At 68.9% G+C, this 21,385-nt stretch carries 21 protein-coding genes; 15 read left to right on the plus strand and 6 right to left on the minus strand.

Going from position 1 to position 21,385, the window contains the following annotated elements; genetic code table 11:
• Position 1: 1 nt before the first annotated feature.
• Positions 2-970: a Bug family tripartite tricarboxylate transporter substrate binding protein gene (locus AC1EJR_RS16590; protein WP_441592900.1), complete on the minus strand. Its 969-nt coding sequence runs from the start codon at positions 968-970 to the stop codon at positions 2-4.
• Positions 971-1,105: 135 nt separating this feature from the next.
• Positions 1,106-2,017: a LysR family transcriptional regulator gene (locus AC1EJR_RS16595; protein ID WP_092297444.1), complete on the minus strand. Its 912-nt coding sequence runs from the start codon at positions 2,015-2,017 to the stop codon at positions 1,106-1,108.
• 386 nt (positions 2,018-2,403) lie between these two features.
• On the opposite strand from AC1EJR_RS16595, the gene AC1EJR_RS16600 reads away from it, so the two are divergent.
• Genes AC1EJR_RS16600 through AC1EJR_RS16610 form a run of 3 tightly spaced genes read left to right on the plus strand, consistent with a single transcriptional unit; the run spans position 2,404 to position 7,119 of the window.
• Positions 2,404-3,759: an MmgE/PrpD family protein gene (locus AC1EJR_RS16600; RefSeq protein ID WP_477110427.1), complete on the plus strand. Its 1,356-nt coding sequence runs from the start codon at positions 2,404-2,406 to the stop codon at positions 3,757-3,759.
• Positions 3,760-3,786: 27 nt separating this feature from the next.
• A complete protein-coding gene (locus tag AC1EJR_RS16605) occupies positions 3,787-5,925 on the plus strand; it encodes an acetate--CoA ligase family protein (protein WP_092297217.1) in 2,139 nt (712 codons plus the stop codon).
• 33 nt (positions 5,926-5,958) lie between these two features.
• Complete coding sequence (locus AC1EJR_RS16610; RefSeq protein ID WP_441592902.1) at positions 5,959-7,119, plus strand: acyl-CoA dehydrogenase family protein; 1,161 nt, start codon at positions 5,959-5,961, stop codon at positions 7,117-7,119.
• Between the two features lie 17 nt (positions 7,120-7,136).
• On the opposite strand, the gene AC1EJR_RS16615 is transcribed toward AC1EJR_RS16610, so the two are convergent.
• Positions 7,137-8,039 carry a LysR family transcriptional regulator gene (locus tag AC1EJR_RS16615; RefSeq protein ID WP_441592903.1) on the minus strand — a complete coding sequence of 301 codons (903 nt, stop codon included), beginning with the start codon at positions 8,037-8,039 and terminating at the stop codon, positions 7,137-7,139.
• Positions 8,040-8,137: 98 nt separating this feature from the next.
• Here AC1EJR_RS16615 and AC1EJR_RS16620 point away from each other — a divergent pair, with 98 nt between their 5' ends.
• The 4 genes from AC1EJR_RS16620 to AC1EJR_RS16635 all read left to right on the plus strand — a co-directional run bounded on the left by AC1EJR_RS16620 (position 8,138) and on the right by AC1EJR_RS16635 (position 11,703).
• Complete coding sequence (locus tag AC1EJR_RS16620) at positions 8,138-9,157, plus strand: Bug family tripartite tricarboxylate transporter substrate binding protein (RefSeq protein ID WP_092297225.1); 1,020 nt, start codon at positions 8,138-8,140, stop codon at positions 9,155-9,157.
• A gap of 24 nt (positions 9,158-9,181) precedes the next feature.
• On the plus strand, positions 9,182-9,937 hold the full coding sequence (locus tag AC1EJR_RS16625) for a PIG-L deacetylase family protein (protein WP_477113411.1): 756 nt from the start codon (positions 9,182-9,184) through the stop codon (positions 9,935-9,937).
• On the plus strand, positions 9,934-10,647 hold the full coding sequence (locus AC1EJR_RS16630; RefSeq protein ID WP_092297231.1) for a 4-carboxy-4-hydroxy-2-oxoadipate aldolase/oxaloacetate decarboxylase: 714 nt from the start codon (positions 9,934-9,936) through the stop codon (positions 10,645-10,647). The genes AC1EJR_RS16625 and AC1EJR_RS16630 overlap by 4 nt, the downstream gene beginning before the upstream one ends.
• 114 nt (positions 10,648-10,761) lie before the next feature.
• Positions 10,762-11,703, plus strand: a complete 942-nt coding sequence (locus tag AC1EJR_RS16635; RefSeq protein ID WP_092297234.1) for a LysR family transcriptional regulator — start codon at positions 10,762-10,764, stop codon at positions 11,701-11,703.
• An 8-nt stretch (positions 11,704-11,711) separates the two neighbouring features.
• On the opposite strand, the gene AC1EJR_RS16640 is transcribed toward AC1EJR_RS16635, so the two are convergent.
• Together AC1EJR_RS16640 and AC1EJR_RS16645 are read right to left on the minus strand one after the other, a co-directional pair.
• Positions 11,712-12,110 (minus strand): PIN domain-containing protein, encoded by a 399-nt coding sequence (locus tag AC1EJR_RS16640; protein ID WP_144196992.1) that lies wholly within the window; start codon positions 12,108-12,110, stop codon positions 11,712-11,714.
• Positions 12,107-12,340: a hypothetical protein gene (locus AC1EJR_RS16645; protein WP_092297239.1), complete on the minus strand. Its 234-nt coding sequence runs from the start codon at positions 12,338-12,340 to the stop codon at positions 12,107-12,109. Before AC1EJR_RS16645 ends, AC1EJR_RS16640 begins: the two co-directional genes overlap by 4 nt.
• Positions 12,341-12,615: 275 nt before the next feature.
• Here AC1EJR_RS16645 and tcuA point away from each other — a divergent pair, with 275 nt between their 5' ends.
• The 8 genes from tcuA to AC1EJR_RS16685 all read left to right on the plus strand — a co-directional run bounded on the left by tcuA (position 12,616) and on the right by AC1EJR_RS16685 (position 20,694).
• On the plus strand, positions 12,616-14,052 hold the full coding sequence (tcuA, locus tag AC1EJR_RS16650; RefSeq protein ID WP_092297242.1) for an FAD-dependent tricarballylate dehydrogenase TcuA: 1,437 nt from the start codon (positions 12,616-12,618) through the stop codon (positions 14,050-14,052).
• Positions 14,039-15,211: a tricarballylate utilization 4Fe-4S protein TcuB gene (gene tcuB / locus AC1EJR_RS16655; RefSeq protein ID WP_477105660.1), complete on the plus strand. Its 1,173-nt coding sequence runs from the start codon at positions 14,039-14,041 to the stop codon at positions 15,209-15,211. The genes tcuA and tcuB overlap by 14 nt, the downstream gene beginning before the upstream one ends.
• Positions 15,212-15,253: 42 nt before the next feature.
• The gene (locus AC1EJR_RS16660; RefSeq protein WP_092297248.1) at positions 15,254-16,042 is read left to right on the plus strand and encodes a class II aldolase/adducin family protein; all 789 of its coding nucleotides are present in this window, start codon (positions 15,254-15,256) and stop codon (positions 16,040-16,042) included.
• Positions 16,043-16,158: 116 nt separating this feature from the next.
• Entirely contained in the window at positions 16,159-17,136 is a 978-nt protein-coding gene (locus tag AC1EJR_RS16665) for a Bug family tripartite tricarboxylate transporter substrate binding protein (protein WP_477105661.1), read from the plus strand.
• A gap of 31 nt (positions 17,137-17,167) precedes the next feature.
• Complete coding sequence (locus AC1EJR_RS16670) at positions 17,168-18,058, plus strand: amidohydrolase family protein (protein ID WP_092297254.1); 891 nt, start codon at positions 17,168-17,170, stop codon at positions 18,056-18,058.
• 72 nt (positions 18,059-18,130) lie between these two features.
• The gene (locus AC1EJR_RS16675) at positions 18,131-19,126 is read left to right on the plus strand and encodes a Bug family tripartite tricarboxylate transporter substrate binding protein (protein WP_092297257.1); all 996 of its coding nucleotides are present in this window, start codon (positions 18,131-18,133) and stop codon (positions 19,124-19,126) included.
• Between the two features lie 4 nt (positions 19,127-19,130).
• Entirely contained in the window at positions 19,131-20,165 is a 1,035-nt protein-coding gene (locus AC1EJR_RS16680) for a D-2-hydroxyacid dehydrogenase (RefSeq protein WP_092297260.1), read from the plus strand.
• Between the two features lie 88 nt (positions 20,166-20,253).
• Positions 20,254-20,694, plus strand: coding sequence for a response regulator (locus AC1EJR_RS16685; RefSeq protein WP_092297447.1), 441 nt, complete (start codon positions 20,254-20,256; stop codon positions 20,692-20,694).
• 26 nt (positions 20,695-20,720) lie between these two features.
• Here the strand turns inward: AC1EJR_RS16685 and AC1EJR_RS16690 are convergent, their stop codons facing one another.
• Positions 20,721-21,362 carry an HD domain-containing protein gene (locus AC1EJR_RS16690; protein WP_092297263.1) on the minus strand — a complete coding sequence of 214 codons (642 nt, stop codon included), beginning with the start codon at positions 21,360-21,362 and terminating at the stop codon, positions 20,721-20,723.
• Positions 21,363-21,385: the final 23 nt, after the last annotated feature.

The raw sequence follows: 21,385 nt of genomic DNA on the forward strand, positions 1-21,385 counted from the left end.
ATCAATCGATCCGCGCCCCCGACTGGATCACCACGGGCTTCCACTGTTCGTATTCCGCCAGCACGAATTTGCCGAAGGCTTCCGGGGCCAGTTGCATGGCCTCGGCGCCTTGCTGGGACATCTTCGTGCGCACTTCCGGCTTGTTCAGTGCATCGTTGACCGCCTTGTTGAGCGTGGCGACGATGGCCTTCGGGGTGCCCTTGGGGGCGAACAGCCCGAACCACGCACCGGTGACCAGGTTCGGCACGCCGGCTTCGGCCATGGTCGGGATCTCCGGCAGGGCGGCGGAGCGCTTGCGCGAGGTCACCGCCAGCGGACGCAGCGCGCCGCCGCGGATGTGCGAGATCACCGACGGAATCGTCGCGAACATGAACTGCACGCGGCCGGCCAGCAGGTCGTTCAGGGCATCGGCGCCTTTGTAAGGCACGTGAGTGGTCTTCACGCCAGTGCGTTCGTTGAACAGCACGCCAGAGAGGTGCGCCGCCGTACCCACCCCCGTCGAACTGAAATTCAGGGTGTTGGGGTGGGCCTTGGCGTAGGCCACCAGCTCCTGCACGGTCTTCACCGGCAGCGTGGGGCTGACCACGAGCACATTCGGCACGTCCGCGATGGGCGCCACGGCGGCGAGGTCGGTCTGCGGATTGACCTTGAGCTTGCTGTACAGCGTGGGATTGATCGCCACCGGGCCGACCGAGGTGGCCAGCAGCGTGTAGCCGTCCGGGTCGCTGCGGCCGACGTAGTCCGTGCCGATATTGCCGCCGGCGCCGGGCCGGTTCTCCACCACCACGCTCTGGCCGAGCGTCTGGCCAAGCTGCTGGGCGACTTCGCGCGCCAGGATGTCAGTGGTGCCGCCGGCGGTGAAGGCCACCACCATGCGCACCGGCTTGGACGGGTAGGGTTGCTGGGCGCCCGCCGTGGCGGCGCAGCACAGCAGCAGGCCGGCGGCCGTGCGCCGCAGGATCTTGTTCATGGCTGTCTCCGAATCGTGTCGTTATGTCAGCCATGTTAGGAAGCCGCCAGCCGCCAGCTTTGAAAAAAGAGCAACGCAGCGTTCTTTGCGCGCATGGCGGAAAACCCTGATCGGGCCGCCCCGGGGGAATGCCCCCTACCTCGGTTTCTGGAAGTGCTGCTCCATCGCCGCGCACCGGCTCAGGTATTCCAGCAGCCGTCCCACGCCCGCCGGCAGGCAGTCCTTGTCGCGCACGCACACGTAGAAATCCCGCACCGCCCAGGCATCGTTCAGCGTCAGCAGGGACAGGCCCATCATCGCCAGATAGTTTCGGGCGATGCCCTCGGGCACCACGGCGATCCCGAGCCCCTCGCGCACCATGCGGCAGCGCGCCTCGAAGTTCGACACCTGCGTCTTCACGGTCAGCGGCCGGGAGATGGTGCCGGACACCAGCGTCAGGAAGGCATCGAAGGTATGCCGGGGGAAGTAGCCGAGAAAGTCGTAGTCGAGCGCCTCTTCCAGCAGCAGCGCGCCCTTGGCCTCCAGCGGATGCCCGCGCGGCACCACCAGCCCCACACGGTCCTTGCGGTACGGCAGCGAGTACACGCCGGGGCTGGGGCTGCGCGCGTGATAGATGCCGATGTCCACGTCGCCGTTGGAGACCATGCGCGGAATATCCATGCTGAAGGACTCCACCAGGTCGATGCGCGCCTCCGGGTCGTGCTTGAGATAGCCGCTGATGTCGGTCGGCAGGAACTGGAGCACTGTGGAACGGTTGGAGGCCAGGCGGATCTTGGCGATGCCGTCGGTGGAGTAGGCCGCCAGCGCATCCTGCGCGAGCTGCACGCTTCGCACGATGGCCTTGGCGCGCTGGTAGAGCATGGCGCCGGCCGGCGTGGGCTCCACGCCCCGGCCATGGCGGCGCAGCAGGGCGGTGCCGGCGCGGCGCTCCAGTTCGGCAATGCGCTTGCTGGCGGCGGAAGTGACGAGGTTCTCGCGCTCCGCGGCGCGCGAGAGGCTTTTTTCCTCGACGGCGGCGATCAGGATGGCGAGCGAGGGGATATCCATGTCCATGGGCGCGGGCGTTCTCCAGACGGAAAGGGTTCCGGGGCGCGCGGCCGGGCGGCGGATCTGGCGATGCGGGTTTTCCCGGAATCGCACGGCATCGGCGCACGGCGCGCCTGCGGAGTATGCACCGGCCCCGCATACCCCGGAATACACGGCGCGGCGCGGGAGCGTTCTCCAAATGTCAAAGCTCGCGCCGGCGGCGTCCCTACCATGTGAGGCATTGAGGCGCCCCGCTTTTCTCCCCTCTCCCGCTTGCGGGAGAGGGGCCGGGGGAGAGGGCAGGAGCGGAATGCGCGGTATCGCATCGACGATACGCCGTCCCTCTCCCCCGACCCCTCTCCCAGAGGGAGAGGGGAGAAAGGCGCCCCGGAACAAGGAGACAACACATGCTGATAGACGAATTCGCTGCCTACGTGGGCCGTGCCGCCACGGCGGAGCTGCCCGCTCCGGTGCTGCATCACGCACGCCGGGCGGTCATCGACTGGTTTGCCGCGCTGCTGGCCGGCGTGCCGATGGCGCCGGGGCAGCCGCTGGTGCGGGCCCACAGCGCGGAACTGGGCGTGGGCGCGTCCACGGTGGTCGGCCACGCCACCACGGCGTTTCCGGCGCTGGCGGCGTGGATCAATGGCAGCGCGTCCCACGCGGCCGAATTCGACGACATTTTCCGCGATGCCGTCTATCACCCGGGCTGCCCGACCATCGCGGCGGCGCTGGCCCTGGCCGAGCAGGCCGACGCCAGCGGCACCGATTTCCTGCGCGCCGTGATCGCCGGCTACGAGGTCTCCACGCGCATCGGCGCCGCGATCCAGCCGGCGCACTATCGCTACTTCCACACCACCGGCACGGTGGGTTGCCTGGGCGCGGCGGCGGCCGGCGCGCTGCTGGCGGCGCCGGGCGATGCACGCGTGGCCGCCGACGCCATGGCCACCGCCACGACGTTCGCCTCCGGCCTCCAGCAGGCGTTCCGCTCCGATGCCATGACCAAGGCGCTCCACGCCGGCCACGCCGCGCAGGTGGGCGTGCAGGCAGCCCAGGCCGCCGCGCATGGTGTGAACGGCGTGCACGACATCCTTGAGGGCGACGCCGGTTTTGGCGCCGCGCTGTGCGGCAAGCCCGACTGGCGCGACGTTACCGCCGGCCTCGGCACCGACTTCAATATCACGCGGATCACCCAGAAGAACCACGGCTGCTGCGGCCACACCTTCGCCGCCATCGATGCCGCGATGCAGATCGTGCGCGACCACGGGCTCGATCCGGCTCGCATCGCCGCCGTACGCGTGGCGACCTACCAGGTGGCGCTCGACGTCACCGGCAATTTCCAGCCGACCACCGCCTTCGAGGCCCGCTTCAGCCTGCCCTACGTGGTGGCGCACGGGCTCTTGCACGGCGCCGTGCGGCTCGATGCCTTCCAGCCCCAGCGCATGGCCGACCCCGCCATCCGCGCGCTGATGGCCCGCATCACGCTGACCGCCGACGCCGACCTGACCGCCGCCTTCCCGCGCCAGCGCGCCGCGCGCGTGGAGATCGAGATGGCCGATGGGAGCCGGCACACCCACTTCGCCCCGTACCGCCGGGGCGACCCCGAGGCGCCGCTCGACGACGCCATGCTGACCGACAAATTCATGGAACTCGGCGCGCCCGTGATCGGCGCCGGCCCCGCCGCACGCCTGCTCGACGCGCTCTGGCAACTCGGCGACCGCCCGGTGCGGGCGCTCGGCCTCGGCCAGCTGCGCGCCGGCTGACCCGCAACCCTACAGACAGATACCGATATGACGAGAGTGGACGAACACGTGGCGCCGGACGCGACGGTGACCGGCAGCGCGCTGGCCCGGGCGCTGTTCACGCCAGCCGCCGTGGCGCTGGTGGGCGCCTCGGCCGACGAGAGCAAGAACACCGCCCGGCCGCTGCGTTTCATGCGCAAGCACGGCTATTCGGGCCGCATCTTCCCGATCAACGCGGGCCGCACCGAGGTGATGGGCCTGCCCGCCTACCCGAGCGTGGCCGCGCTGCCGGAGACCATCGACCATGCCTTTGTGATGGTGCCGGGCCGCCACGTGCCCGAGGTGCTGGAGCAATGCGCCGCGCGCGGCGCCAGCGTGGTGACGGTGTTTTCCGATGGCTTTGCCGAACTTGGCGAGGCCGGCATGGCCGCCCAGCAGGCGCTGGCACTGCGCGCCCGGGAGCTGGGCGTGCGGCTGCTCGGCCCGAACAGCATCGGCGTGGTGGACGTGCACAGCGGCGCCATCCTGTCCGTGAACGCCGTGCTGGAGACCGACACCCTGCACGCGGGCGGCATCAGCGTGATTTCGCAGAGCGGGTCGATGCTGGGCGCGCTGCTGTCGCGCGGCGCGGCGCGCGGGCTGGGCTTCGCCAAGCTGGTGTCGGTGGGCAACGAGGCGGACATCGGCGTGGGCGAACTGGTCGACCTGATGGTCGATGACAGCGCCACCGAGGTGATCCTGCTGTTCCTGGAGACCATCCGCGACGCCGCCGTGCTCGGCCCGGCCCTGCGCCGCGCCCGCGCCGCCGGCAAGCCGGTGCTGGTCTATAAGCTGGGCCGCTCCGCGCAGGGCGAGGCGCTGGCGCAGTCCCACACCGGCGCGCTGGCTGGCAACGACGCCGCCGTGGATGCCTTCCTGCGCAAGCACGGCGCGATGCGCGTGGAGATGCTGGAGACGCTGTTCGAGGCCGCACCGCTGGCGCGCCGCTACGCCAGCGCCATCCCGCCGCTGGACCGCAATCCGCGTATCGCGGTGGTCACCACCACGGGCGGCGGCGCGGCCACGGTGGTGGACCGGCTCGGCCTGGCCGATGTGGAGGCCGTGGCGCCGCCCACGGCGTTCATCGAACACATGGCCGCGCGCGGCCTGAAGATCCGCCAGACGCCGATTCTCGACCTGACGCTGGCCGCCTCGCCGGCGCAGTACCGCGACCTCGTGGAGCAGATGCTCCAGAGTGACTGGTGCGATGCGGTGCTGTGCGTGGCGGGTTCGTCGGCGCAGTTCCACCCGGCGTACGCGGTGCGGCCGATCGTCGAGGCCTCCGCGGTGCAGGGCAAGCCGCTGCTGGCCTTCCTGGCCCCGGAGGCCGGACAGTCGCTGACGCTGTTGCAGGAAGCCGGCGTGCCGGCGTTCCGCACGCCCGAATCCTGCGCGGACGCCCTGGCCTGCCTGTTCCGCGCCGCACGCACGCCGCTGGACGCTGGCACGCCGCCCGAGCCCGTGGCGTGGCCCGCTAGCTTGCCGACGCATGGCGACCTGTCCGAGTTCGAAGCCGCCGCCGCGTTTGGCGAACTGGGCGTGCCGATCGCCCCGATGGCGCTGGTGCAGCCCAACGCGCTGCAACACGCGGTGCCGTACCCGGTGGTTGCCAAGATCTGCTCGCGCGACATCCTGCACAAGACCGAAATCGGCGGCGTGGAAGTGGGCGTGCGGGACAACGAGGAACTGGCCCGCGCGGCGGCGCGGCTGGTCGACAACGCCGGGCGGGGCGCCCCCGCCGCGCGGCTGGACGGCATTCTGGTCCAGCGCATGGAACACCGGCTGCTGGAACTGATGCTCGGCTATCGGCACGACCCGCTGGTCGGCCCGATGGTCATGCTGAGCGCGGGCGGCATCACGGCGGAATTGCACCGGGACGTGAGCCTGCGGCCGGCGCCGGTCAGCCTTGAAGAAGCCCGCGACATGATCGGCGAGGTGCGTTCCACACGCCTGATCCGTGGCTTCCGGGGCCTGCCCCGCGGCGATGTGGATGCGCTGGCGCGCGCCATCGTCGATTTCTCGCGGCTGGCAGTGGTGCAGGGCGTGCGCATCGACGAAGCCGAGATCAACCCCTTGTTCGTGCGCGCCGAGGGCGTGGTCGGTGTCGACTGCGTGCTGCGGCTCAGCGCCACGCCAGATGCGTCGTAATCATCACAAATTTCTAAAATTCGGAGACTCAACATGAACTTCACCCTCACCCCGGAACAGCAGGAGTTTCAGGACGCCGTCAGCCGCTTCGCCGAGAAGGAACTGCGCCCCGGCGCCCACCAGCGCGCCCATACCGATGCCTACCCCTGGGACGTGGCGAAGAAGATGGCCGCGCAGGGCCTGCTCGGCATCACCATTGCCGAGGCCGACGGCGGGCAGGGTGGCACGCTGATGGACGCCATCATCGCCATCCAGGCCGTGGCGGCGCACTGCCCGCGCAGTGCCGACGTGATCCAGGCCGGCAACTTCGGCGCGATCCGCGTGCTGGCCGAGTACGGCTCGGCGGCGCAGAAGGCCAAGTGGCTGGCCCCGCTGCTGGAAGGTAGCGCGCTGATTTCGGTGGGCATGACCGAGCCGGAGGCCGGCTCCGCCGTGACCGAGCTGAAGACGAGCGCCACGCCGGACGGCGCGGGCTTCCGCATCAACGGCAGCAAGGTCTTCACCACACACGGCCCCCATGCGGACGTGATCCTGGCCTACGTGCGCTTCGGCCCGGGCGTGGGCGGCATCGGCTCGGTGCTGATCGACACCAAGGCGCAGGGCGTACGCATCGGCCAGCGCTCGAAGTTCATGTCGGGCGAGGAGTGGGCACAGATCTATTTCGACGATGTGTACGTGGCGCCCGAGGACGTGCTGCTGGGCGAGGGCGGCTTCAAGAAGCAGATTGCCGGCTTCAACGTGGAGCGGATGGGGAACACGGCGCGCTCGCTGGCGCTGGGCCGCTATGCCTACGAGGAAGCGCGCCAGTGGGCCATGCAGCGCAAGCAGTTCGGACGCCTGCTGTGCGAGTTCCAGGGCCTGCAATGGAAGTTCGCCGAGATGAAGATGAAGCTCGACGCCGGCCAGCTGCTGCTCTACCGTGCCGCCGCCAATGCCGACAGCGGCATCCCGTCCGCCGAGGAAACCGCGATTGCCAAGGCGTTCTGCAACCAGGCTGGCTTCGACATCGCCAATGAGGCCATCCAGGTGATGGGCGGCATGGGCTACAGCCAGGAAGCGCTGGTGGAGTACTGCCAGCGCCGCTGCCGCGGCTGGATGATCGCCGGCGGGTCGATCGAGATCCTCAAGAACCGCATCGCCGAATCGGTGTTCGAGCGGACGTTCTCGCAGCGGCCCGAGAAGGCACGGGCCTGATCGCTTCGTCCGTTCGATCAGAAATAGCCGATAAACCGCGCCATGATCGGCGACAGGGCGCCGGCGCGGTGGGCCATCAGGACCCGGCTGCCGGCGTCCGGGCCGGCCAGCGGCAGGTAGGCCACCCCGGGAATGCCGGTGCGCGCGTAGATCTCGGGCAGCACCGACACCCCGGCACCGCTGGCCACCAGCCCGATGATGGTCGTGGCCTCGCGCGCCTCCTGCGCGACGTTGGGCGCGTAGCCGGCCCGGTTGCACAGCGTGGTCACATGGTCGAACAGCCCGCAGCCCAGCCCGCGCGGGAATAGCAGGAAGCGCTCGGCGGATAGCTCGGCGATGTCGATACCTGCCGCGCCATCCCGGTCATCGCTCCCTTCGCGCGCCAGCGCATGGCTGACCGGCAGTACGGCCACGAGGCGGTCTGCCAGCACCTCCCGCACCGTGATGCTGGCCGGTGGCCGAAACTGTGGCGACGGCCGCAGGAAGCCGATATCGATCTCGCCCTGCTCAAGCTGCTGCAGTTGCTGCCCGGTCGACATATGCACCAACTGGAGGGTGGCGTTGCGGTGTGCCTCGCGGAACTGATGCACGGCGCGCGGAAAGACGTCATGCATCGGCACGGATGCCGTGAATCCCACCCGAATCTCCCCGGCATCGCCCGATGCCACCTGCTTCACCACCTCGCGCGCCTGATCCAGCGTGGCCAGCGCATCGCGGGCCTTGTCCAGGAACAGCGCCCCGGCGGGCGTCAGCGCCACGTGATGGCGGGAGCGTTCGAGCAGCGCACTGCCCAATTCCTCCTCCAAAGCCTTGATCTGGATGCTGAGTGGCGGCTGGCTCACATGCAGCTTGCGGGCGGCTTCACTGAAGCTCAACGCCTCGGCTACGGCCACGAAATATCGGAGTTGGCGAAAATCCATGATTCGAAATCGAAATAACAAGCCACCTGAAAACATATTGGACAGTATCACGACGGCTGCACAGAATGGGCGCACTTAAAAGAAACCTGGAGAAGACAATGCGCGGGTCCGCTCGTCGTCGTGTTTCGCAGGGCGCGCGCCGCCCGTTCTTGATCAACTCGCTCGCCACGCTGCTGGCCGCCACCCTTGGCCTGGCCGTCTCGGCCCCGCAGGCCGCCGAGGCGTATCCGGACAAGCCCATCCGTCTGGTCGTGCCGTACGCCGCTGGCGGCGCGGTGGACATCGTGGCGCGCGCCGTCGGCCAGAAGATGAGCCAGGCGCTCAAGCAGCCGATCATCGTCGACAACCGCCCGGGCGCCAGCACCAATATCGGCCTGGACATCGTCGCCAAGTCGCCGGCTGACGGCTACACGATCATGATGGCGTCCAACAGCCTCGCCACCAATTCGGCGCTGTTCGCCAAGCTGTCCTTCAACCCCGCCACCGACTTCGCGCCCGTGGCGCGCGTGGGCGAGGCCTCGCTGGTCGTGGTGGTGCCCGCCAAGTCGAAGATCGACTCGCTGAAGACCCTCGTCGCCCAGGCCAAGGCCCAGCCCGGCAAGCTGGCGTACGCGTCCGCCGGCAACGGCAGTTCCGGCCATCTGGCCGGCGAAATGCTCAAGGACACCGCCGGCATCGACGTGCTGCACGTGCCGTACAAGGGTGGCGCCCCCGCCATCACCGACCTGCTCGGCGAACGGATCACCTTTATGCCGATCAACCCGCTCGAGGTCATCACCCATATCCACGCCGGCACGCTGCGCCCGCTGGCCGTGGCCAGCGCCAAGCGTTCGGCCCTGCTGCCGGACGTGCCGACCTCGCGCGAGGAAGGGTTGCCCAACTTCACCGCTTCGGTCTGGTGGGGCCTCGTGGCGCCCGCCAAGACGCCGCCCGCGATCATCAAGCAGCTCAATGCCGCCGCCAACACCGCGCTGGCCGACGCCGACGTGCGCAAGCAGCTCACCCAACTGGGCGTGACCATCCTGCCCGGCACGCCGGAAGCCTTCGGCCAGTTCGTGCGCACCGAAACCACGACCTGGGCGGGCGTTATCCGCAAGGCCGGTATCACGGCCGACTGAGTCTCACCCTGACTGGTATTAGGTATGTCCCAAAACACTGCTCCTTCCACTGCCACGGCCGCGGCTACCCAGCCGTCCATCCTGGTTGTCAGCGCCCACGCGGCTGACTTCGTCTGGCGCGCCGGCGGCGCCATCGCGCTCTACGCCGAGCGCGGCTACCACGTGCGCATCGTCTGCCTGTCGTTCGGCGAGCGCGGCGAATCGGCCAAGATGTGGCGCCAGCCGGGCATGACGATGGACCGCGTGAAGGCCGCCCGTCATGAAGAGGCGCAGCGCGCCGCCGAGATCCTCGGTGGCACGCTGGAGTGCTTCGACCTCGGCGACTATCCGATGCGCGTGCCCGACGAGGCGCTGCTGCGTCTGGCCGACATCTACCGCGACATCCGTCCCAAACTGGTGCTGAGCCACTCGCGCGAGGACATCTACAACTTCGACCACCCGCTCGCCACGCATGTGGCGCAAGAGGCGCGTGTGATTGCCCAGGCCCACGGCTACAAGCCCGAAGTGCCGGTGATCGGCGCGCCGCCGGTGTTCCTGTTCGAGCCGCACCAGCCCGAGCAGTGCAACTGGAAGCCGGACGTGCTGCTGGACATCTCCTCTGTCTGGGAGAAGAAGCAGCGCGCGTTCACGACCATGGCCGCGCAGGAGCACCTGTGGGAGTACTACACCCGGGTGGCGCTCCAGCGCGGGGCGCAGGCCACGCGGAATTCCGATCGCAAGGTGCAGTACGGCGAAGGCTATGCACGCGTGTTTCCCCAAGTTTCGGAGGTGCTGGCATGAAGACGATTGCCTACCGCAATATCCTGCGCGCGGCACCCGCCGCGATCGAGTCGCTCGGCAAGCTGGGCGTGGCCACGGTGCATGAGGCGCAGCGCCGCACCGGCCTGATGAAGCCGTACCTGCGGCCGATCCAGTCCGGCACGGCGATCTCCGGCAGCGCCGTGACCGCGCTGATGCACCCCGGCGACAACTGGATGATCCACGTGGCCGTGGAAATGATCCAGCCGGGCGACGTGCTGGTGGTGGCCCTGACCAGCGACTGCACCGATGGCCTGTTCGGCGACCTGCTGGCCACGTCGCTGAAGGCACGCGGCGCGCGCGGCCTGATCATCGACGGCGGCGTGCGCGATGTCAGCACCCTCAACGCGATGGGCTTCCCGGTCTGGTCCCGCGCCGTGCACGCGCAGGGCGCCGTGAAGGAAACCGTGGGTGCCGTGAACGTGCCGGTGGTCTGCGCCGGCGCCACTGTGCGGCCGGGCGACGTGATCGTGGCGGACGACGACGGCGTGGTCGTGGTGGCGCGCCCGCAGGCGCAGGACATCGCGCAAAAGGCGGCCGAGCGCGAGGCGCTGGAGCTGTCCAAGCGCGACAAACTCGCCTCCGGCGTACTCGGCGTGGACATGTACAACATGCGCCCGGCCCTCGCGGCCAAGGGTCTGGTCTACCTCGACCAGACCGTGGACTGGTACAGCGGCGCCGACGAAGCCTGACGGCGCCCGGGGTGCCCGCGCCACGCGCGGCCCCCGTACATCTGGTATAAGACCCCGGAACAACAGGTCGAATCCCGCCGGCGCGGCAGGGATCCGCGAGAACGGGGGAGACCGATGGAACTGCGCCAGCTTCAGTATTTCGTCCGGGTGGTCGAGCTTGGCAGCATGAGCCGTGCCGCGCTCGAGCTGGACATGGTGCAGTCGGCCGTCAGCCAGCAGATCAGCCGGCTCGAAGGCGAGCTTTCCACCCGGCTGTTGCGCCGAACGCCGCAGGGCGTGACCCCCACCGAGGCCGGCCTGGCCTTTTTCCACGAAGCCCAGCTGACGCTGCGCCATGCCGAGCAGGCGCGGCGCGCGGCCCATCACGCGCGCCTTTCCGGCACCGTGAGCGTGGGGCTGGCGCCGACCACGGCGTCGGTGATCGGCGTGCCGCTGATCCGCGCCATGCGGGAGCGTTACCCCGATGTGCGCCTGCATATCGTCGAAAGCCTGTCCGGCCACCTGACCGCCATGCTCAACGCCCGCCAGCTCGACCTCGCGGTGCTGTTCGACACGCATGCCGCCCGGCGCTGGACCGTGCTGCCGCTGCTGGAGGAGACGCTGTTCCTGATCCAGTCCCGGCAGGCGCTGCCCCAGGGCAAGGCGGAGCCGCCCACCCAGCTTGGCATGGCCGACCTTGCCGAGGTGCCATTGATCATGCCGACCGGCGTGCACGGCCTGCGCAGCACGCTGGACGCCGCGTTCGCCCGCGCCAAGGTGGCGCCGCGCGTGATCCAGGAGGTGGACTCGCTGGCGATGCTGATGTCCGCCGTGGACATGGGCTTCGGCGCCACGCTCCAGCCCTGGGCGGCGGTAGGACGGTACCCGGACGCCGCCACGCGCTTCCACCTCGCCCAGATCGACGACCCGAGCGTGGGCCGGCGCAACCTGCTGTGCAGCCTGTCCGACGACGAACTGTCGCCCGCCGCCCTGGCGCTGCGGGTGGTACTGGCCGACACCGCCCGCGGACTGGTGAAGTCCGGGGGGTGGAGAGGGGCGCGGTTGATCGAGGGGTGACATGCGGCTCAGTCTGGAACGCGGCGGAAGCCAGGCACGCGTGACGCGCGCCTGTCGAACGTGTAGATGAATCTGCATCTCATGCTCTGGCAGCTTTCCAGAATGACGCAATCGCCGAAGTCGATGCCTGTCTTCCCGTAGCGGACCATGGCACGGCATACGGTTGCGTACGATTCCAGGACGATCCAGTGGGATTCGAGGAAGGCCACCAGCACGCGCGTGATGCGCTTGCGGGTGAAGGCGTATCGCTTCTTGAGCACCCAGACGAGTTCAACGAGGGCGGCCAGCGGCACAAAACCGCGGCACCCACTGGAAAACGATGCGATCACGCGGCTGGCGTGTCGAGCCTGAGGGGTATCGTCTTGCGTGAAGTGCCGGACTAGCACACAAGTGTCGAGTCCTATCATTGGCGCTCCTCCGCAGCATATCTCTGCAACACCTTTTCCAGCCGCGCCTCAATGTCCGCGATTTCCTCGGGGCTCAGCGGCCCGTCATCCGGATCGTCCTCGTACGGCCCATTGAGTTTCCGGAGCACCGATTCGACGATGGCGTCGCCGATGGCATCGTCTATTTCCTCAATCGTCAAGGGTTTGGGCGGCTCGGGAAGGGTGGCCGGGTCGGTGGGATGTTCGTTCATGGTCTTGGACTCCAAAAGTCGGGGAAGCGGGCACCTGGAAGGTGCCGCCAACGCAACTTTCCCCCACCGCGAGCCCCTTGCCTATGAGACAGCTCTGAAATTTCCCCGGACTGGCCCGGAACTTCCCCGGACCCCCATCACAAATCGTGATACCCCCATGCCCGTCAAGGGGTTAGCAGCGGTCCGGCGGGCGGATACAGTCCGGCTCAGACTCCCGAAGCCATAGAAAAAGTCGTGTCCAACCCCACTCAAACACCCCGCGAGGGCGCCCGGCCATGATCGACGTCCTTGTGATTGGCGGCGGCAACGCTGCCCTGTGCGCTGCGCTGATGGCCCGCGAGGCCGGCGCCAGCGTGATGCTGCTCGAATCCGCCCCGCGCGAATGGCGCGGCGGCAACTCCCAGCACACCCGTAACCTGCGTTGCATGCATGACGCGCCGCAAGACGTGCTGATCGATGCCTACCCCGAGGAGGAGTACTGGCAGGATCTGCTCAAGGTCACCGGCGGGCTGACCGACGAGCGGCTGGCCCGGATGGCCATCCGGGCCTCGTCGAACTGCCGTGACTGGATGCGCAGCCATGGCGTCCACTTCCAGCCGCCGCTCTCGGGCGCGCTGCACGTGGCGCGCACCAATGCCTTCTTCATGGGCGGGGGCAAGGCCCTCGTCAACGCTTACTACCGCAGCGCCGAGCAGCTCGGCGTGCAGATCCGCTACAACGCGCCGGTCGATGCCATCGAGCTGGATGGCGGCCGCTTCGTGGCGGCGCGCATCGGCGCCGAGCGGATCGAGGCCCGCGCCTGCGTGCTGGCCGCCGGCGGCTTCGAGTCGAACCGCGAATGGCTGCGCGAGGCCTGGGGCCAGAACGAGCGCGGCGAATGGCCGGCGGACAACTTCCTGATCCGTGGTACGCGCTTCAACATGGGTGTGCTGCTGAAATACATGATCGAGGCGGGCGCGGATGCCATCGGCGATCCGTCCCAGTCGCACTGCGTGGCCATCGACGCCCGCGCGCCGCTCTACGACGGCGGCATCTGCACGCGGATCGACTGCGTGTCCCTGGGCGTGGTGCTGAACGCCAATGCCGAGCGCTTCTACGACGAAGGCGAGGACTTCTGGCCCAAGCGCTATGCGATCTGGGGCCGGCTGGTGGCCCAGCAGCCGCAGCAGATCGGCTACTCGATCATCGACGCCAAGGCCGTGGGCCGCTTCATGCCGCCAGTGTTCCCGGGCGTGAAGGCCGACACGCTGCCGGAACTCGCGCGCAAGCTCGGCCTCGACGAAGCCACCTTCATGCGCACGATCAACGACTACAACGCCGCCTGCCGCGTGGGCAAGTTCGACCACACCGTGCTCGACGACTGCCACACCGAGGGCGTGACCCCGTCCAAGACCCACTGGGCCCGCCCGCTGGATACCGCGCCGTTCTACGGCTACGCGCTGCGCCCCGGCATCACCTTCACCTACCTGGGTTTGAAGGTGAACGAGGATTCGGCCGTGCATTTCGGCGGCCAGCCCAGCGACAACCTGTTCGTGGCCGGTGAGATGATGGCCGGCAACGTGCTCGGCAAGGGCTATACGGCCGGCGTGGGGATGGCCATCGGCACGGCGTTCGGCCGCATCGCCGGCACGCAGGCAGCCAAGGCGGCACTCGCCCCGGCAAAGGGCCAACGCGCCCGTGCATCACAGGAATTCGACCATGCAACATCTTGAAGCGCTGACGCGCGAGGCGGCGGCGCTGGCACAGGGCGTGCTGCCGCTGACCGCCGACGAGGGCGAAGTCGCCCGGACCCTGCAGATCTGCAACGCCTGCCGCTATTGCGAGGGCTTCTGCGCCGTGTTCCCGGCCATGACGCGCCGGCTGGAATTCCCGAAGGCGGACATCCACTACCTGGCCAACCTCTGCCACAACTGCGGCGCCTGCTACCACGCCTGCCAGTACGCGCCGCCGCACGAGTTCGCGGTGAACATCCCCCAGGCGATGGCCAAGGTGCGCGTGCAGACCTATGGCGACTACGCGTTCCCGGCTGCGCTGGGCGGGCTGTACCGCCGCGCCGGCCTGACCACGGCGCTGGCGCTGTCCGGCGGGCTGGCGCTGTTCCTGCTGATGGTGCTCGCCATGCGCGGCAGCCTGCTGCATGCACCGCTGGCCGGCAATTTCTACGCGATCTTCCCGCACAACCTGCTGGCGGCGATGTTCGGCGTGGTGTTCCTGTTCGCGATCTGCGCGCTGGGCGTGGGTGTCACGCGCTTCTGGCGGCAGGTCTCGCCGGGCACGCGGCCGGGCGAGTCACGCGGTTCGGCTGTTGGCGGCGCCGCGCACGACGCGCTGCGGCTCAAGTACCTCGACGGCGGTCATGGCCAGGGCTGCAACAATGCCGACGATGCCTTCACGCTGGCGCGCCGCCGCTTCCACCATTTCACGTTCTACGGCTTCATGCTGTGCTTCGCCGCCACCACGGTGGCCACGCTGTACCACTACCTGCTGGACTACCACGCGCCGTACCCGGTGACGAGCCTGCCGGTGCTGCTGGGCATCGCGGGCGGCATCGGGCTGCTGGTCGGCCCGGCCGGCCTGCTGTGGCTGAACCTGCGCCGCGACCCCAACACGGGCGATGCCAGCCAGCGCCCGATGGACCGTGGCTTCATCGCGCTGCTGTTCCTGACCAGCGCCAGCGGCCTGGCGCTGCTGGCCTGGCGCGACACGTCCGCCATGGCCGCGCTGCTGGCCGTGCACCTGGGCATCGTGATGGCGCTGTTCCTGACGCTGCCGTACGGCAAGTTCGCCCACGGCATCTTCCGCAGCGCGGCATTGCTGAAGTGGAATATCGAGAAGCGTCGGCCTAGCGATCTCGCGCTCGGCGCAGACTGACAAGCTCGCACAGAATCCAACCATCCCCAAAGGAGACTCATCATGACAAAGCCCGGTGTGCTGAACATTCCGTCGATGCGCGGCCAGTGCAGCGAGGCGGAGTGGCAGGCCCGCGTGGACCTGGCCGCCTGCTACCGCCTCGTGGAGTTGTATGGCATGGCAGACATGATGGCCAACCATATCTCGGTCCGCGTGCCGGACGAGGAGAACGCCTTCCTGATCAATGCCTACGGCATGATGTACGAGGAGATCACCGCGTCCAGCCTGATCAAGGTGGACCACGACGGCAAGATCCTCGCCAAGCCGGACTTCGGCGACCTCGGCTACGGCATCAACAAGGCCGGCTACGTGATCCACAGCGCCGTCCACCACGCGCGCCCGGAAGTGGCGTGCGTCATCCACACCCATAGCTGGGCATCGATGGCCATTTCCTCGCTCGACTGCGGGCTGCTGCCGATCACCCAGACCGCCATGCGCTTCCTGAAGATCGGCTATCACGAGTACCAGGGCGTGGTGCTCGACACCGCCGAGCAGGAATCGCTGATTGCCGACCTGGGCACGGGCGAGGCGCTGATCCTGCGCAACCACGGCGCGATGACCGTGGGCAACACCGTGGGCGAAGCCTTCAACTGGATGCACCGCCTGGAGCTGGCCTGCCGCTCGCAGGTGGCCGCGATGTCGTGCAGCACGCCGCTGCGCGATGTGCCGGCAGACGTGCTGCAGGAAACCTGGAACAACTACCAGCCCGGCACGCGCCGTCCGTACGGCGTGATGGAATGGCCGGCGCTGCTGCGCAAGCTCGATCGCCTGGACCCCAGCTACCGCGACTAAGACGTAAATCAGACGGCGGCGGAGTCCCCCAGGGGCCGCATGGAACGGGATTGCAGGGCGGCCTCGCCTTGAACGATGAATCAGGTCAGAAGAAAGCCCTGAACGGAGTGAGATGTATGAAACGCAGAACCCTGCTGGCGCAAATGCTTGCGCTCGGCGTCGCCCCCTATGTCATGTCGGCCCGCGCGCAAGGCGGCCTGCCCAACAAGCCGATCACGCTGGTCGTGCCGTTCGCCCCGGGCGGCAACCTGGACGTGGTGGCCCGCGCCATCGCCCCGGCGCTGGAGCAGAGCCTCGGCCGCAACGTCATCGTCGATAACCGGCCCGGCGCTGGCGGCGTGATCGGCGCGACGGCGGTCTCCCGCGCCGAGCCGGACGGCAGCACGCTGCTGGTGACCACGCCCAACGCCATCGTGGTGCTGCCGAAGATGACGCGCACCAGCTTCAAGCTGGCCAGCTTCAGCCCGGTGGGGCTGGTGTCCACCACGGCGCTGGTGATCGTGGTGAAGGGCAACGACACGCGTTTCAAGGACATCGGCGCGCTGCTGGCCCACGCGCGTGCCAACCCCGGCAAGACCACCACCGGCCACGCCGGCCCCGGCACCACCAACCACATGGCCACGCTCCAGCTCGAGGACGCCGCCAGGATCCAGTTGAACGAGGTGCCCTACAAGGGCTCCGCGCCGGCGCTGATCGACCTCATGGGCGGCCAGATCGACATGGTGGTGGACCAGCTCACCAGCTCGGCACCGCATATCCAGTCCGGCGCCCTGCGTGCGCTGGCCGTGATGTCGCGCGAGCGCGATGCCGCGCTGCCGAAGGTGCCCACGCTGCGCGAATCCGGGCTGGCCAACTTCGAGGCGACCACGGCTACGGGCCTGCTGGCCCCGGCCGGCACGCCGGCAGCGGTCATCGAGGCGCTGAACAGCGCGCTGCGCAAGGTGCTGGCCGAAGGCGCCGTCAAGAGCCGCCTGCTGACCGTGGGCAGCGTGGCGCAGGCCTCGTCGCCGCAGGAACTGCTGGCCTCGCTGCAACGCGAGGATGCCCGCGCGCAGACGCTGGCCGCCGCCGGGCGCCTGAAGGCCCCGGAATAACGCCGAACGTATCGACCGGACGCCATCGACCATGACCCGCCCCTGCCTGCCCCCGCTCCAGACCCTCACCGCACCGGTGTTCCGCGCGCCCGCCGGCGCCTGTGACAGCCATGCCCACGTGTTCGGCCCGTTCGCGCGCTATCCGCTCGCGATGGACCGCAGCTACACGCCGGCCGAGCATCCCGCCGACGCCTTTATCGCCCATCTGGACGAACTCGGGCTCACGCGCGGCGTGCTCGTCACGGCCAGCGCCAGCGGCACCGACAACAGCGTGGTGACCGACGCCCTGCGCCAGTACCCCACGCGCCTGCGCGGCATCGTGGTGCCGTCGCCGGACACCACGGACGCCGAGCTGGACGCCTGGCACGCCGCCGGCGTGCGCGGCGTGCGCATCAACCTGTATCAGGTGGATGGCCACGCCGTGTATCGCAACGGCGTGGGCATCGAGGTGCTCGAAGCGCTGGCCCCGCGCCTCGCCGCGCGTGGCTGGCACGCGCAGATCTGGATCCATGCGCCGGACCTCGTCACGCTAGGCCCGCGCCTCAAGGCGCTGGGCCTGCCGCTGGTGATCGACCACATGGGCCGCATGGCCACCTCGCGCGGGGTAGCGGACCCCGGCTTCCAGGCGCTCTGCGCGCTGCTGGCGGAAGGGGTGGCCTGGACCAAGATCTCGGGTGCTGACCGGCTCCAGCCGGCCGGCGCGCCGTACGAACAGGTCGATCCCTTCGTCGCGGCGCTGATGCAGGCCAACCCGGAGCAGGTGGTGTGGGGCTCCGACTGGCCGCACATCAACTACTTCGAGTCCGCCCAGATGCCTGACGACGGCGTGCTGTTCAACCTGCTGGCGCGCTGGCTGCCGGACGCCGCCAGCCGCGAGCGCGTGCTGGTGCACAACCCGGCACGGCTGTACGACTTCGGCTAAGCATTGATTTTTGCGTCTTATCACCACGACGGCGGCCGCGAAGACGGCTGCCGCATCAACAGGAGAACCAACATGCCTCGATTCGCCCCCGGTCGATGGTTGACCCCCTACCTGAGCGCGGCACTGGCTGCCGGCGCCGCGCTGGTCACCCTGGCCGCCCCCGCCCAGGCCGCCGACGAATACCCGACCAAGCCCGTGCGCGTGGTGGTGGCCTTCACCGCCGGCGGTACCACCGACATGCTGGCCCGCAGCGTGAGCCAGCACCTGGGCCAGCGCTTCAAGCAATCGTTCGTGGTGGAAAACCGCCCCGGCGCGGGCGGCAACATCGGCACCGAGTACGTGGTGCGCGCCCCGGCGGACGGCTACACGCTGCTGGTGGACTCGGTCGGCCCGATCTCGATCAACCAGACGCTCTACAAGAAGCTGAACTACGACCCGCTGGCGGACCTCGTGCCGGTGGTGCAGATCGCCGACGTGCCGAACGTGCTGGTGGTGCATCCCTCGGTGCCAGCCAAGACCTTCGAGGAGTTCGTCGCCTACATCAAGGCCAATCCGGGCAAGCTGAACTATGGCTCGACGGGCGTGGGCACCTCGTCGCACCTGTCCGGCTTCATGCTGTCGGAGCGCATCGGCGCGCCGGCCACGCACGTGCCCTACAAGGGCGCCGATGCCCTGAACGACCTGCTGTCCGGCCGCATCCAGTTCATGTTCGCGACGATTCCGTCGGTGATCTCGCACATCCAGGCCGGCAAGCTGCGCGCGCTGGCGGTGACCAGCGCCAAGCGCTCGCGCTCGCTGCCGGAGGTGCCGGCAGTGGCCGAGAAGGGCTTCCCGGGCTTCGAGGCCGGCTCGTGGTTCGGCATCTTCGCGCCCAAGGGCACGCCGAAGACCGTCATCACGCAGGTGAATCAGGCCGTGAACGAGGTGCTGCCGTCGCTGCAGGCGCAGATGATCCGCGAGGGCGCCGACCCGGTGGGCGGCACGCCCGAGCAGTTCGGCAAGTTCACGCGCAAGGAGTATGACAAGTGGAAGGTGGTCGTCAAAGCCTCGGGAGCGACGGTAGACTGACGCCATGACTGCATCCGCTGCCTCCTCCGCCTCCGCTGCGCCCGTGCGCATCCTGCTCTCCGAAGCGGCGCTGCGCGCCCATGGCGACGCGATCACCGCCACCATCGCCGCCGCCATGGCAGGCCGGGACTGGGTTCCCGTGGCCCCGCCGGCCGTGGACGACGCCCGGCCCATCGACGCCGACATCGCCTTCGTCTCGCGCGATGTGACGGGGCGCTCGACCAAGCACGAGGTGCAACCGGCCACGCGGCGCTTCTACACCGCGATGCTGGAGGCGCCCTCGCTGCGCTGGACCCACACGCACTCGGCCGGCGCCGACCGCCCGGTGTTCGGCGAACTGCGCCAGCAGGGGGTGACGGTGACGACTTCGTCGGGTGCCAATGCCAGCGTGGTGGCGCAGACGGCGCTGGCCGGGCTGCTGGCGCTGGCGCGGCACCTGCCGCAGATGCTGGCCACCCAGCGTGAACGCCGCTGGGCCCCGCTGATGGGCGCCGACATGCCGCGCGACCTGCACGGCCAGACGGCGACCATCGTCGGCTGGGGGCCGATCGGCCAGCAGATCGGCGCGGTGCTGCGCCTGTTCGGGATGTCGGTGGTGGTGGTGCGCCAGCGCGCCACGCCGGCGGGGGAGGGCTTCGAGACCGTGACCTTCGCCGATGTGCCGGCGGTGCTGCCGCGCACGGACTGGCTGGTGCTGGCCTGCCCGCTGACGGATGAAACGCGCGGGCTGCTGAGCGCCGCCGCGCTGGACAGCCTGCCGAAGGGCGCGCGGCTGGTCAACGTGTCGCGTGGCGAGGTGGTGGACGAGCCGGCGTTGATCGCCGCGCTGCAGGGCGGCCGGCTGGCGGGTGCCTATCTCGATGTCTTCGCCCACGAGCCGCTGCCTGCGGATTCGCCGCTCTGGACGCTGCCCAACGTCATCGCCACGCCGCACAGCGCCGGCTTTTCCGATGGCAACGCGGCGCGCGTGGTCGAGATCTTCCTCGACAACCTGGGCCGCTGGATCACGCAGACGCCGCTCCGCAACGCGGTGTCGTAACAAATCGGACACCATCTTCGGAAATTTCCGCAGCCATTTGCAGAAATTTCCGCACCTCTGCGGCGACTTCCGCAGGCAGGATGACAGCATGTTCTGCCACCTGCCTGCCGCCGCCGTGCCTGCCCCCTCCCAGTCTTCCCAGCTACCCGTTCCCCGCATCGTCGTGGCCGAGGACCATCCGGTCAGCCTGCTGGTGCTGGAGGACCAGCTCGCCGGCATCGGCGGCTGCGTGGCCCAGCCCTGCCGCTCCGGCGAGGAAGCGTGGGCCGCCGTGCAGCAGGACCCACGGCCCGCCTTGCTGCTGACGGACCTGGGCCTGCCGGGGCTGGACGGACTGGCGCTGGCCCGCCGGATCCGGGCGGCGGAGGGCGGCAAGCGCGCCGGGCGGCTGCCCATCGTCGCCATCACGGCCACGGCCGGCCCGGAGGCGCGCCTGGCCTGCCTCCGGGCCGGCATCGATACGGTGCTGTCCAAGCCGGTCAGCTTCCAGACCCTCCGCGCCGTGGTGAGCCGCTATCTCTCTATATAGATATAGAGAGCGGGGGGGCGCGGGCCTCAGCCGTGCCAGTGCGAGCAGCGGATCACGCTGCAGAAATTGCCGCGATGGAAGTGCGGGTCCTTGTCGGCCAGCACATCCGCCTTCACGTTGCCGAACGTGGTGTCCGGCTTGTGGCGAATGCCATCGTAAAACGCTTGAATAATGTCTTCCTTGAAGTGCGGGGTGCGCGGATACGCCTGCACCACGCGCTCGCGGTCTTCATCGGCAAACGTCTCGTAGCGGATGCCCAGCACGTCCATCTCCACGCCAGCCGTCACCAGCGCCACCACCGGGTCCATGAACTCGGGAATGCCGGGCGTGGTGTGCAGCGCGATACCTGTCCAGACTTTGTCGATGTCCGCCTGCGCGATGCCACGGCTGCGCAGGAAGTCCGCCGCCGCGTTGGCACCATCCACCTCGAAGCGCTTGTCCGGGCTGCTGTGCGCCGGCGTCAGGCCCATGTCGTGGAACATCGTGCCCGCGTAGAGCAGTTCGGGGTCGTATGGCAGGCCACGCTGCTTGCCGGCCAGCGCCGCGAAGTAGTACACGCGGCTCGAGTGGTTGAACAGCAGCGTGGATTCGGTGTCGCGGACCAGTTGCGTGATGTCGCGGGCCAATTGGCTGTCAGGGATGGCGATGTCGCCCAGGGTGAATTGCATGGCTGGCTCCTTTCGTTTGGGGT

Source organism: Cupriavidus sp. 05T42, from assembly GCF_056396345.1.